At 72.7% G+C, this 12,806-nt stretch carries 11 protein-coding genes; 4 read left to right on the top strand and 7 right to left on the bottom strand.

The features are described from left to right. Positions 1–87: 87 nt before the first annotated feature. Positions 88–240: a hypothetical protein gene (locus FXF51_RS60770; protein ID WP_187414360.1), complete on the top strand. Its 153-nt coding sequence runs from the start codon at positions 88–90 to the stop codon at positions 238–240. Positions 241–320: 80 nt separating this feature from the next. On the opposite strand, the gene ileS is transcribed toward FXF51_RS60770, so the two are convergent. After that, complete coding sequence (gene ileS / locus FXF51_RS14030; protein WP_148434856.1) at positions 321–3,467, bottom strand: isoleucine--tRNA ligase; 3,147 nt, start codon at positions 3,465–3,467, stop codon at positions 321–323. 455 nt (positions 3,468–3,922) lie between these two features. On the opposite strand from ileS, the gene FXF51_RS14035 reads away from it, so the two are divergent. The 3 genes from FXF51_RS14035 to FXF51_RS14045 all read left to right on the top strand — a co-directional run bounded on the left by FXF51_RS14035 (position 3,923) and on the right by FXF51_RS14045 (position 5,812). Further along, entirely contained in the window at positions 3,923–4,312 is a 390-nt protein-coding gene (locus FXF51_RS14035; protein ID WP_187414361.1) for a TraR/DksA family transcriptional regulator, read from the top strand. A gap of 65 nt (positions 4,313–4,377) precedes the next feature. Next, the gene (gene lspA / locus FXF51_RS14040; RefSeq protein WP_222871265.1) at positions 4,378–4,890 is read left to right on the top strand and encodes a signal peptidase II; all 513 of its coding nucleotides are present in this window, start codon (positions 4,378–4,380) and stop codon (positions 4,888–4,890) included. Beyond that, the gene (locus tag FXF51_RS14045) at positions 4,883–5,812 is read left to right on the top strand and encodes an RluA family pseudouridine synthase (protein ID WP_148434859.1); all 930 of its coding nucleotides are present in this window, start codon (positions 4,883–4,885) and stop codon (positions 5,810–5,812) included. Before lspA ends, FXF51_RS14045 begins: the two co-directional genes overlap by 8 nt. A gap of 6 nt (positions 5,813–5,818) precedes the next feature. Here FXF51_RS14045 and FXF51_RS60775 read toward each other — a convergent pair whose 3' ends face one another. The 6 genes from FXF51_RS60775 to FXF51_RS14075 are packed head-to-tail and all read right to left on the bottom strand — an operon-like array spanning position 5,819 to position 12,702. Next, on the bottom strand, positions 5,819–7,147 hold the full coding sequence (locus FXF51_RS60775; protein WP_187414362.1) for a serine/threonine-protein kinase: 1,329 nt from the start codon (positions 7,145–7,147) through the stop codon (positions 5,819–5,821). Between the two features lie 9 nt (positions 7,148–7,156). Continuing rightward, on the bottom strand, positions 7,157–7,468 hold the full coding sequence (locus FXF51_RS14055) for an AzlD domain-containing protein (protein WP_148434860.1): 312 nt from the start codon (positions 7,466–7,468) through the stop codon (positions 7,157–7,159). Next, the gene (locus tag FXF51_RS14060; RefSeq protein ID WP_148434861.1) at positions 7,465–8,127 is read right to left on the bottom strand and encodes an AzlC family ABC transporter permease; all 663 of its coding nucleotides are present in this window, start codon (positions 8,125–8,127) and stop codon (positions 7,465–7,467) included. The genes FXF51_RS14055 and FXF51_RS14060 overlap by 4 nt, the downstream gene beginning before the upstream one ends. An 11-nt stretch (positions 8,128–8,138) precedes the next feature. Next, complete coding sequence (locus FXF51_RS14065; protein ID WP_262379507.1) at positions 8,139–8,981, bottom strand: AraC family transcriptional regulator; 843 nt, start codon at positions 8,979–8,981, stop codon at positions 8,139–8,141. After that, the gene (locus tag FXF51_RS14070) at positions 8,978–10,714 is read right to left on the bottom strand and encodes a serine/threonine-protein kinase (protein ID WP_148434862.1); all 1,737 of its coding nucleotides are present in this window, start codon (positions 10,712–10,714) and stop codon (positions 8,978–8,980) included. The genes FXF51_RS14065 and FXF51_RS14070 overlap by 4 nt, the downstream gene beginning before the upstream one ends. 14 nt (positions 10,715–10,728) lie before the next feature. Beyond that, a complete protein-coding gene (locus FXF51_RS14075; protein ID WP_148434863.1) occupies positions 10,729–12,702 on the bottom strand; it encodes a serine/threonine-protein kinase in 1,974 nt (657 codons plus the stop codon). Positions 12,703–12,806: the final 104 nt, after the last annotated feature.

The raw sequence follows: 12,806 nt of genomic DNA on the forward strand, positions 1-12,806 counted from the left end.
GTTCGTTGCGGCGGCGGGTGGCGCGTTGTGGCCGGTCACGGCGCTGGTGACGGGTGCGTGCTGGTCTGCTTCGTAGCCGTCGTGTTGATGCCCGAGACCCGCCGCCGTGGCCTGGACGCGCCTGTGAGCGAGGTGGCCGGGCCGCGGCGGGCGCTGTGGGCGGCCGGCGTCGTCATCGTCGTGTCGCCGGTGCCGGTGTATGCGGCCCTGCGCGAGGTGCGGGACGTGACGGACGCGTGACGCGTGACGCGTGACGCGTGAACGAGGGGCGCACCCGGGAGGTGCGCCCCTCGGCGATCAGGCGCGGCGGAGCTGGGAGGTCAGGCGCGGCGGAGCTGGAAGGTCAGGCCGAGGTCGGCGTCCGTGTGGGACGGCAGGCCGGCTTCCGCACCCTCCGCGATGGCGGTCGCCAGCACCTCCTCGCCCACCACGTGACCCTCCGCCCGCAGCGCGGCGGCCAGGTCGTCGGACGTGGCCGTCCACCACAGCTCGATGCGGTCGGTGATCGACAGGCCGGTCGACTTGCGAGCCTCCTGCACCAGGCGGATGACCTCGCGCAGCAGGCCGGCGCGGCGCAGCTCGTCGGTCAGCTCCAGGTCGAGGGCCACGGTCTCGCCGGTGCCCGTGCCGATGGCGCCCGTCTCGACCGCCCAGCCGGAGCGGGGCTGCTCGTTGACGATCACGTCGTCGGGGCCGAGCATGACCTCGCCCAGCTCGTCCGCCTCCACCATGACCGTGGCGCCCGAGCGCAGGGCTCTGGCGACGCGGGTGGCGTCGGCGGCGGCGACCGCGGCGGCCACGAGCTTGGTCTGCGAGCCGAAGCGCTTGCCCAGGGATCGGAAGTTGGGCTTGACCGTGTAGGACACGAGGTCGGCGTCGAAGCCGGACATGTCCTCCAGGGCCTGGACGTTCAGCTCGTCGGCCACCAGGCCGCGCAGCTCGTCGGCCATCGACGGCCAGCCGTGCGCGCCCACCAGGGCCCGCCGCAGCGGCTGGCGGGTCTTGACGCCCGAGGAGGCGCGGGCCGAGCGGCCCAGCTCCACCAGGCGCCGCACCAGGGCCATCTGGTCCGACAGCGCCGGGTCGAGCAGGTCCTCGCGCACCTCCGGCCAGGAGGCCAGGTGCACGGAGGAGGGCGCGTCGGCCGGGCGCAGCACGTCCCACAGGTGGTCGGTGACGAACGGCGTGATGGGCGCCATCAGCCGCAGCACCGTCTCCAGGCACTCGTACAGGGTCGCGAACGCGTCCTGCGAGCCCTGCCAGAAGCGGCGGCGCGAGCGGCGGACGTACCAGTTGGACAGGTCGTCGAGGAAGTCGGCCAGGCGGCGGCCGGCGCGCTGGGTGTCGTACTCGTCGAACGCCGCCGTGACCTCGGCCACCGTCCGGTGCAGCTCGGCCAGCGCCCAGCGGTCGAGCAGCGGGCGCTGCGCGGCCGGGGTGGCGTCGGCGAGCATGGCCGGCGACCAGGACTCGGCGTTGGCGTAGAGGGTGAAGAACGACGAGGTGTTCCAGAGCGTCAGCAGGACCTTGCGGACGATCTCCTCCAGCGTGCCGTGACCCACCCGGCGGGCCGCCCACGGCGAGCCGGAGCAGGCCATGAACCAGCGCAGCGCGTCGGCCCCGTGCTGGTCCATCAGCGGGATCGGCTCCAGGATGTTGCCCAGGTGCTTGCTCATCTTGCGGCCGTCCTCGGCCAGGATGAGGCCGAGGCAGAGCACGTTCTCGTAGGAGGACTGGCCGAAGACGAGCGTGCCGACGGCCATCAGCGAGTAGAACCAGCCGCGCGTCTGGTCGGTGGCCTCGCAGATGAACTGGGCCGGGTAGACGCCCTCGGGCTTGCCGCGCTCGCCCCACTGGGCGAACGGCATGGAGCCGGAGTCGTACCAGGCGTCGATGACGTCGGGCACGCGCGTGGCGAGCGCGCCGCACGACGGGCAGTCGAAGGAGACGTCGTCGACGTACGGGCGGTGCGGGTCGAGCGCCGAGACGTCCTGACCGGAGAGCGCGCCCAGCTCCTCCATCGAGCCGACGCACGTCACGTGCGACTCGTCCTGCGAGCACACCCACAGCGGCAGCGGCGTGCCCCAGTAGCGCGAGCGCGACAGCGACCAGTCGACGTTGCCGCGCAGCCACTCGCCGAAGCGGCCCCACTTGATCGTGTCGGGGAACCAGTTGGTCTTCGAGTTCTCCGCCAGCATCTGGTCCTTGACCGCGGTGGTGCGGATGTACCAGGAGGGCAGGGCGTAGTAGAGCAGCGCCGTGTGGCAGCGCCAGCAGTGCGGGTAGCTGTGCTCGAAGTGGCCGCCCCGGTAGAGCAGGCCGCGCGCCCGCAGGTCCTCGGTCAGCTCCTCGTCGGCGTCCTTGAAGAACCTCCCGCCGACCATGGGCACGTCGTCGAGGAAGCGGCCGTCGGGGCCGATCGGGTTGACGACCGGCATCTCGTACTTCTTGATCACGGCCATGTCGTCGGCGCCGAAGGCGGGCGCCTGGTGGACCAGGCCGGTGCCGTCCTCGACCGTGACGTAGTCGCCGAGCACGACGTAGTGCGCGCCGGGGATGTCGACCAGGTCGAACGGGCGGGTGTAGGTGGTGTGCTCCAGCTCGCGGCCGGTGAAGCGGGCCACCTCGGTGGCGCCCTCGCCGAGCACCGACAGCAGGGGCTCGGCCACGACCAGCACCTCGCCGGCGGCGGTGCGGGCCGCGACGTAGGTGACGTCGGGGTGCACGGCGACGGCGGTGTTGGAGACCAGCGTCCACGGCGTGGTGGTCCAGATGAGCAGCGCGGCGCCCAGCTCGGCCAGCGGGCCTGAGGTGGCGGGCATGCGGACGTAGACCGACGGGCTGGAGACGGTCTCGTACGCGCCGGGCTGGCCCAGCTCGTGGTCGGACAGCCCGGTGCCGCAGCGCGGGCAGTAGGGCGTGATCCGGAAGTCGCGGAACAGCAGCCCCTTGTCGAAGATGACCTTCAGCGACCACCACACGGACTCGACGTAGGACGGGTCCATGGTGCGGTAGGCCTGGGACAGGTCGATCCAGTAGCCCATCCGCTCGGTCATCTGCTCGAACGCGTCGACGTGCCGCAGCACCGACTCGCGGCACTTGGCGTTGAACTCGGCGATGCCGTACGTCTCGATGTCGCGCTTGCCGGACAGGCCCAGCTCGCGCTCGACGCCCACCTCGACGGGCAGGCCGTGGCAGTCCCAGCCGGCCTTGCGGGGCACGCTGAAGCCGCGCATCGACTTGTAGCGGGGGAAGAGGTCCTTGAAGACGCGCGCCTCGACGTGGTGCACGCCGGGCAGTCCGTTGGCGGTGGGCGGCCCCTCGTAGAAGACCCAGGCGGGGTTGCCCGCGTTCTGCTCCACGGAGCGCTCGAAGATCTTCCCGTCCCGCCAGCGGTCGAGGACCTCGCGCTCGAGCGCGGGCAGGTCGACCTGCGCGGGAAGAGAGCGGAATGTTGGGGAAGACATCTCGGGCGGGACCTCCACGCTTGATCGGCCGGTTGGCTGGACGCGTGAAGGGACGAAGCCTGGCGGCTCCGCGGTACCACCCTTCTTGACCCCGCGGGCGGGGCCCTCTTCATTGAGTCTGCTGCCGGTTCTAATGAGCTCGGGAGAGCCGTTCTTCCGGCGGCTCCGGGGTGATATCCCTCACAGTCGGGCCCCATCAACGCCTTGCAGTCTCAAACCATAACGCAGAGTGGGGGCGGAGGCTTCCTTGTTTTCCTGGTGGCGGCATCCCGCGCCGGTACGCAAGTCGTAAACGGCGCAAAGTTGTGGGAATGGACACCCCCGGGGAGGAGTTGAATGCGCGGGGCGGGATAGTACGGGGGAGGTAAACCATCCGGCGGGTCGTTTGCCGTTCCGTTATGAGGATCCTAAGCTGCCCGCACCATTCACGGCCTTGATCAGCAATGGAGGCAGCCATGGCGGCAGTCACGCAGACCGCTACACCGTCGATGTGGTCGGACGAGGAGCTGGCCGAGGTACGCGGCAGCCTCCAGAAGGAGATCGACGAGCTCGAGGCGGACATCCACCGTCACGAGTCGGAGATAGCCTCTGGAGACGTGACCCAGGGCGCGGGCGACGACCAGGCGGACGCCGGCGCCAAGACGTACGAGCGCGAACGCGAGATCGCCCTTACCCTTAATGCGCGCGATCTGGTCGCGCAGAACGAACGTGCGATCGCCAGGATCGACGCAGGGACCTACGGAGTGTGCGAATCGTGCCACAAGCCGATCGGCAAGGAACGCCTCCAAGCGTTCCCGAGGGCGACGCTGTGCGTGGCCTGCAAGCAGAAGGAGGAGCGCCGGTAACCGGGCACCCCGAAGGCACAGGAGGCGCAGCGGGCAGGCCCCGCCGGCGCCTCTTCGCCGTCCTCGTGGCGCTGGCGGCCGTGATCTACGCGGCCGACCTCGCCACCAAGACGCTGGTGCTGCGCACGCTGGAGGGTGAGCCGCCGCACGTCGTCATCCCGGGGGTCCTGCAGTTCCGGGTGATCTTCAACTCGGGCGCGGCGTTCAGCATCGGCACGGGGATGACGTTCATCTTCACCTTCATCGCGGCCGGCGTGGTCGTGGCGATCGTGCGTACGGCGCGCAAGCTCGGCAGCAGGTCCTGGGCCGTCACGCTCGGCCTCCTGCTGGGCGGCGCGACCGGCAACCTCACCGACAGGCTGCTGCGCTACCCCTCGGGGTTCGGGCGCTCCTCGCAGCTCCAGGGGCACGTCGTCGACTTCATCGAGGTGCTGCCGGGCAACTTCCCGGTCATCGACTACTTCCCCGTCTTCAACATCGCCGACTCGGCGATCGTCTGCGGCGGCATCCTGGCGGTGTTCCTGGCCTGGCGCAACGTGCAGATCGACGGGTCCAGGGAGGTGGCCAAGGATGACTGAGCAGCGCAGCCTGCCGGTGCCCGACGGGCTGGAGGGCGAGCGGCTCGACGCCGCGCTCTCGCGCCTGTTCGGCTTCTCCCGCACCCGCGCCGCCGAGCTGATCACAGCCGGCGAGGTGCTGGTCGACGGCCGCCAGCCGGCCAAGTCGGACCGCGTGCACGCGGGCGCGTGGCTGGACGTCACCCTGCCGCCGCCGGTCACCACCCCCATGCCGGTGGCTGAGCCGGTGCCCGGCATGTCCATCGTGTACGAGGACGACGACATCATCGTGGTCAACAAGCCCATCGGGGTGGCGGCGCACCCCACCGTCGGCTGGACGGGCCCCACCGTGATCGGCGGGCTGCTCGGCGCCGGGCACACGATCGCGACCAGCGGCGCCGCCGAGCGCCAGGGCATCGTGCACCGGCTCGACGCCAACACCACCGGCGCGATGGCGGTGGCCAAGAGCGAGCACGCCTACTCGCACCTCAAGCGCGCCTTCAAGGAGCGCACGGTCGACAAGCGCTACCACGCGCTGGTGCAGGGGCATCCCGACCCGTTCAGGGGCACGGTCGACGCGCCCATCGACCGGCACCCGGCCGGCGACGGCCGGTTCGCGGTGGTGGCGGGGGGCAAGCCGTCCGTGACGCACTACGACACGGTCGAGGCGTTCAGGGCCGCGTCGCTGCTGGACATCAAGCTGGAGACCGGGCGCACCCACCAGATCAGGGTGCACATGTCGGCGCTGCGCCACCCGTGCGTCGGCGACCTGCTGTACGGCGCCGACCCGACGCTCGCGGCCCGGCTCGGGGTCACCCGGCAGTGGCTGCACGCGGTGGCGCTCGGTTTCGAGCACCCCTCGTCCGGCGAGTGGATGTCGTTCAGCACCGACTACCCGCAGGACCTGCAGAAGGCGCTCGACATCGTGCGCGCGGAGTCCTGAGCCCGCTCAGGCGGACCTGCTCCCCTTCTTGACCTTCTTGTCCTTGCCCGCCGCCCGGCCGTTGCTCGCCCCCTCGACCTGGCCGGGGGTGCGGGCGGTGCTCTCCTTCTTGGTCTTGGTCGGCTCCGGCTCCCCTGTGGGGCTCTTCTGCTTGCCCGAGGGCGACGGGCTGCGCGGCTGCTCGCGGGTCGGCGGCGGGGTGCTGCGCGGCGGCGGAGCGGTGCTGCGGGGGGAGACCTGCTGGGGTGAGGCGGCGCTCTCCTCCGGCTGGGTGGTCTTCAGCTCAGGGGTGGGGGATTCGTACACGGTCGTGGCCTTGGTGGTCACGACGGCGGGCAACTGGGTGGGGGTGACCGCCTCCTGAGGGCGCTGCGACCACCAAGCCGCGCCCCCGGTGACCAGCCCGACGGCGAGCGCGCCGCCGGCGATCGCGGCCAGCGGCAGCAGGCGCCGCCGGGTCCGCCAGGGCGGCGTCGCCGCGGGCACGGTGACGGGGCCGGTCCGCTCGGGCGCGCCGCCCGTCATGATCGTGGCCAGGCGCCGCTCGGCCTCGTCCAGCGACATGCGTTCCGCGGGGTCCTTGCGCAGCAACCCGAGCAGGACGGGGGCGAGCACGCCCGCGCGGGCCAGCGGGCGCGGCTCCGCGTGCATGACGGCGCCCAGCGTGGCCAGGGCGCTGTCCCGCTGGAAGGGGGAGTGGCCCTCGACGGCCAGGTACAGCGTCACGCCCAGCGACCACATGTCGGAGGCGGGGCTGGCCCGGCCGCCTGCCGCGCGTTCCGGCGCCATGAAGGCGGGGGTGCCGACCAGGATGCCCGTCCGCGTGACGGGCGCCTCGTCCTCCGTGGTGGCGATGCCGAAGTCGGTGAGCACCGCGCGGCCGTCCTCGGTGAGCAGCACGTTGTCGGGCTTGACGTCGCGGTGCAGCACGCCCGCCGCGTGCGCCGCGCGCAGCGCCTCCAGGAGCTGTAACCCGATCGCGGCGGCCCGCGCGGGCGGCATGGGGCCGTCCTCGCGGATCAGCGCCCCCAGCGTGCGCGAGTGCACGAGCTGCATGACGATCCACGGATGGCCGCGCTCCTCCAGCACGTCGTAGACCGTGGCCACGCCGGGGTGCGCCACCCGGCCCGCGGCCCTGGCCTCGCGGAAGGTCCGCACGGCGAACTCGTCGCGCTCCAGCTCCGTCAGGTTGGGCGGCGGCAGCACCTCCTTGACGGCCACGTCCCGGCCGAGCACCTCGTCATGGGCATGCCACACCATGCCCATGCCGCCCTTGCCGATCGTTCTGAGCAGCCGATACCGCCCACCGACCATCAACCCAGCTGAATCGGACATGCACGGCGACTACCCAAGAAGCATCCGGGCAAGCGCGGTCACCACGGCGGCCGACGCCAGCACGACGAGGAACGGCGCCCGCAGCAGCAGCGCGACCACCGCCGCCCCGAGCCCGGCCGTCCTGGCCGGGTCGAAGCTCAGCCCGCCCTGCGCCGTGAACGTCTGCACCGCGATCAGCGCCGCCAGCAGCGCCACCGGCACCAGCTCAGCGAACCTGCGCACCCCCGGATGGTCCAGCACCCGCCGGGGCGCGGCCAGCCCCGCCAGCTTCAGCGCGTAGCAGCCCGCGCAGACGGCCGCGATCGCCCACCACAACGTCATCGCACCATCACCACCACGACCGCCACGGCCGACAGCAGCACAGGGACCCCGGGGGGCAGGAACGGGGTGGCGCACAGCGCGATCACCGCCGCCCCCGCCGCGAGCCGGCGCAGCTCCGCGCTGCCGGCCAGGCGCGGCCACAGGATGGCCAGGAACGCGACGGGCCCGACCACGTCCAGCCCCAGCACGCCGGGGTCGCCCAGGAACGAGGTGCCGTACGCGCCGGCCAGCGTGGTGAGGTTCCACGCGACGTAGAGGCTGGCGAACGTGGTCACGAAGCCCGTGCGGGCCGCCCGGGGGGTCGGCTGGGCCATGGTGACGGCGGTGGTCTCGTCGATGACGCCGTGGGCGGCCAGCAGCCGGCGCGGCCCGCGTACCCGCAGCAGGTCGGCCATGCGCAGGCCGTAGAGCGTGTTGCGGCCGCCCAGCAGCAGCGCGCCGAGCGTGGCGGCCAGCAGGTCGCCGCCGGCGCCGACGGCGCCCGCCAGCGCGAACTGGGAGGCGCCCGTGAACGCCAGCAGGCTCAGCACGCACGCCTGCGGCACGGACAGGCCCGCGGTCACCGCCGCGGCGCCGAAGGCGATCCCGGACAGCCCCACGGCCAGCCCCACGCCGAGACCGTCCCGCACGGCGGCGGAACGGGAGGTCGTCTCTTCCATGCCGCCCGAGGCTAGACGCTGGGTGAATCGTCCGTCTTGTACGTTCCTGCAGCGCGCTGATACGCGGCGGGCGGAACGCCCACGATGCGCTTGAAGTGACGGCTCAGATGGGCCTGATCGGTGAACCCCACCTCGGCGGCCACCCGCGCGGGCCGCACGCCGGACTGCAGCAGGCGCCGCGCCTGCCGCACCCGCAGCGAGGTCAGGTACGCGTGCGGCGGCAGCCCCGTCGCCGCCTTGAACGCCCGCAGCAGCGCGAACGGCCGCGCCCCCACCGCCCCGGCCAGGTCCTCCAGCGTCGGCGGATCCACCAGGCTCTCGTGCAGCAGGTCGAGCGCCGCGCGCACCGCCCGCCTGCCCTCCGCCGGCAGCACCGTGGCCGGCCGCGGCGCGGCGTGCCGCGTCACCAGCCGGGCGAACAGCGTGCGGCTCAGCGTCGAGGCCGCCAGCGCGTCACCGCGCTCCGCCGCCTCGTGCGCCCCCGCCAGCAGCGCCGCCACCTGGTCGTCGCGCACCACCTGCCGGGGGAAGAACGGCGTCCCGTACGGCGCGCCCAGCTCCGCCGCGATCCCGCGCACCGCCTCGATCGACGGATAGAGCATCCGGTACGCCCACCCGCCCGGCACGCCCGCCTGACCCGTGTGCACGGAGTCGGGGTTCACCAGCACCAGCTCGCCCGCCGCCGCCCGGTGCAGCGTGCCCCGGTAGTCGAACTCCTCCACGCCCGAGACGATCAGGCCGATCGCGTAGCCGTCGTGCACGTGCCTGGAGAAGCGGTGGGTGACGTACCGGGCCTTGAGCAGGTCCGTCTCCGGCACCGCCGGGTGCCGCCAGAACCGGGCCTGCTCCTTCACAGCGGCTTGAACGTCTTGAGGAACGCGGTGAAGTAGTGGCGGTCGCCGGCCCAGCTCGACTGCGGGGTCTCCCAGTACAGCGCGTACGGGCGGCCGTCCTCGGTGTGGAAGCCGCGGTTGATCACGTGGATCGTCCGGCCGTCGCGGAGCCGGGTGAACTCCCAGTCGGCCGCCTTGACGCCCAGGTAGCCGGTGGGGGTGATGCCGATCCGCTTGTAGCGCTGGAACTGGCCCTTGGCCTGGATCTCCTTCTCCAGGCCCAGCCAGTGCCGCTCCGGGTCGTCCCATGGGATGTCGGGGATGGTCCACTCGACGATCAGCGTGCCGGTGGTGCCGGGGCCCTTGAAGGTGATGCTGTCCCTGTCCGGGTTCTTCTGCGGCTGCCAGCGGTCGGGGACGGCGATCTGGAAGCGGCCCGCCGTACTGCGGTAGGAGCGCCAGCCCGCCGGGATCGCGGTGCGGGTGGGGCGTGGCGTGGCGGTCTTCGTGGGCTGCGTGGGTCCTGTGGTGGGCTCTGTGGTGGGCTCGCTGGTCGGGGTCGGGGTCGGGGTGGCGGTCGTCCAGCGGTCGGACAGCAGTACGCCGCCCGTGCCCAGCACCGCTACGGCGGCCAGCGCGACGGCACTGCCGATCCACACCGCCTTGCGGCGTCCGCGCCCGGGCTTGCCCTGGTGCTCGGGCATGGTGGTGTGGGGGGCGCCGCCGCCGGGGTGGGTGCCGCCGGCCGTCTGCCAGGAGCCCGCGCCGCTTCCGCGCCGGTCGGTGCCCGGGTCCTGCTGCCAGGGCAGTGGCGGTGTGCCGGGCCCGCCGATGGGCGTGGAGGCGTGGGGTGCGGGGGCGTGGGGCGCGGAGGTGTGGGGTGCGGAGGCGTAAGGGCCGGGGATCGGGGGCGCGGCGGTCGGTGGGGCGGGTGTGCCGGTGGCCGGTGTGTGCGGGGCGGAGGCGGCCTCGTACAGGAGCCCGGCGGCCTCGGCGGCGGGCAGCCGCGCGCCCGGGTCGCGGCGCAGCAGCCCCATGATGACCGGCTCCAGGACCCCGGCCCGCACCGGCGGCTCGGGCTCGTCGCGCAGCACCGCCGCCACCGTCGCGGCCCACGAGTCGCGCTTGAACGGCGGCCGGCCCTCCACCGCCGCGTACAGGGTGGCGCCCAGCGACCACAGGTCGGACTCGGGCCTGGCCGGGTCGCCGTTCAGCCGCTCGGGCGGCATGTACGCGGGCGTCCCGACGAGGCCGCCCGTCGCCGTCAGCCCAGCCTCGGTCTCCATCGAGGCGATCCCGAAGTCGGTGAGCACGACGCGGCCGTCGTCGGCGAGCAGCACGTTCTCGGGCTTGACGTCACGGTGCAGCACCCCGGTGGCGTGCGCGGCGCGCAGCGCGTCGAGCACCCGGCCGCCGATCACCGCGGCCTGGGCGGGCCGCAGCGGCCCGCTCTCGCCGATCACCTGCGCCAGCGACCGCGAGCGGACGAGCTGCATCACGATCCACGGCCGGCCGTCCTCCTCCACGACGTCGTGGATGACGACGACCGACGGGTGGTCGAGACGCCCGGCCGCCCTGGCCTCCCTGATGGTCCTGCGGTTGAGCTCGGCCCGCTTGGCGTCGCCGACGCCCGTGTAGCGGACCTCCTTGATCGCCACCGTGCGGTCGAGCAGCTCGTCGTAGGCACGCCAGACGACGCCCATCCCGCCCTCCCCGAGCGGCTCGATGAGGCGATAGCGGTTGCTGACGTGCACGCCGCGCAGCCTACCTACTCCGGCGGCACGAACGTCGCGCAGAAGCCCTCGAAGAAGTCGTAGTCCTTCTTCCAGTGGCTGCTGAGCGTGTGCCAGTAGATGGCGTACGTCTTGCCGTTCTCGGCGACGAAGCCCCGGTAGCGGATGCGGCTCTTACCGGTGTTGGTGGGCCAGTAGAAGTCCCAGTCGGCGGCGGCCTCGCGGTAGTCGGCCTCCTTGATGTCGATCTTCTTGTAGCCGCCGTACTTGTCCTTGAGGCTGGGCTCCAGCTTCTTCCAGCCCTTCAGCGGGTCCTTGCCCAGCTTGGGCATCTCCTCGACGCGCACGTGCGCGTTGGGCGCCCCGCCCGGGCCCTTGAACTCGACCCAGCGGCCACCGCGCTGCCACTCGTCCCAGCCCTTGGGCAGGCCGATCTTGAAGCCGAGCTTGTCGGAGTGGTACTTCCAACCGGACGGCAACGGGTCCTTCTTGGTCTCCTCCGGCTTCGCGGTGGGTTCAGCGGTTGGCCCGGAGGAGGGCTCCGAGGAGGGCTCCGAGGAGGGCTCCGAGGTGGGTGAGGCGCTCGGTGGCGTCGTCGCCGGGGAGGCGGACGCGCTCGGCGGCGACTGGGACGGGCTCGCCGTGACGCCCGCCGCCCGCGCGCCGGCGCGCTGCGTCGTCTCGTCGGCGGGGGCCGAGTTCAGGCCGAGGTAGCCGCCCACGACCGCCACCAGCAGGACGGCCACGGCCGCCGCGATGACGATGGTGGGCCTGTTCTGGTGCTCCGGCTTCTTGCCCGCGTCCAGCGTGGACTCGGCGGGCGGCGTCGGCGGCGTCACCGTCGGCGTCTGGGGGATGCGGGCGCCGGTCTCCGGCATGGACTCCTGGGCGGAGGCGGCGAGGAGGTTCGGGTCGGTCGGGGTGTCGTCCTCGACCGGCTCGTAGGGCCGCCTGGCCTTGGCGACGCCGGGACGCTTCGGCCTGGCGGGAGGCGCGGCGGCGGGCGGCGCGGCCGACTGTGCCGCCGACTGTGCCGCCGACTGTGCTGCCGATGGTGCCGCCGGTGGTGCGGCGGGGCGCCTCGGCTCGGCCTGGGCCGGCACGTGCAGCTCCTGCGCGGCGGGGAACTGCTTGGTGGGCGGCGAGACCGACGGCCCGGTCGCGCCGGTGTCCGGCTCGGCGGCGATCATGTCGCGCAGCGCCCGGCGCAGCATGCGCTTGCTCTCCTCGTACGACAGGCGCTGCACCGGCTCCTTGACCAGCAGCCCGCTGATCACGTCGGCGAGCGGGCCCGCGTGCGTGGCCGGGTCGGGCTCGTCGGTGAGGACGGCGTGCATGGTCGCCAGCGCCATCCCGCGCTCGTGCGGGGAGCGGCCCTCCACCGCCGTGTAGAGCGTGGCGCCCAGCGACCACAGGTCGGACTCGCGCCGCGCCGGCAGCCCCTTGAGCCGCTCGGGCGCGATGAACGCCGGAGTGCCCGCCAGGCCCGTCACGGTGAGCTGCGTCTCGGTCTCCAGCGTGGCGATGCCGAAGTCGGTGAGCACGACGCGGCCGTCGTCGGCCAGGAGCACGTTCTCGGGCTTGACGTCACGGTGCAGCACGCCCGCCTCGTGGGCGCGGTGCAGCGCGTCCAGGACGGCCAGGCCGATCTCGGCCACCCGCTTGGGCGGCAGCGGCCCGTCCTGCTTGATCACGGCGCCCAGCGACCGCGACTGGACGAGCTGCATGACGATCCAGGGACGATCGTCCTCCTCGATCACGTCGTGCACGACGATCACGTTCGGATGCTCGAACCTCGCCGCCGCTCTCGCCTCGCGCATCGTGCGCCGGTTCAGCAGCTGCACCTCTTCGCCCAGGGCGGCGGCGTACCTGACCTCCTTGACCGCGACCGTGCGGTCCAGGAGCTCGTCGTAGGCGCGCCAGACGATGCCCATCCCGCCCCTGCCGATGGGTTCCTGCAGCTGGTAGCGGCCGGCGATGCGGCGTCCGTCCTGCTTGCGATCCGACATCAACGGCCTCAAACCCTCCTCTAGGCCAAGAAATACTCTCACGGGCAGGGATCAACGGCGACTTGCCGGAAGGGCAGTCCGGCATGTGAGAAGCGCCGCCCAGC

The sequence above is a fragment of the Nonomuraea sp. PA05 genome (genome assembly GCF_008086045.1).
Lineage (GTDB): Bacteria > Actinomycetota > Actinomycetes > Streptosporangiales > Streptosporangiaceae > Nonomuraea > Nonomuraea monospora.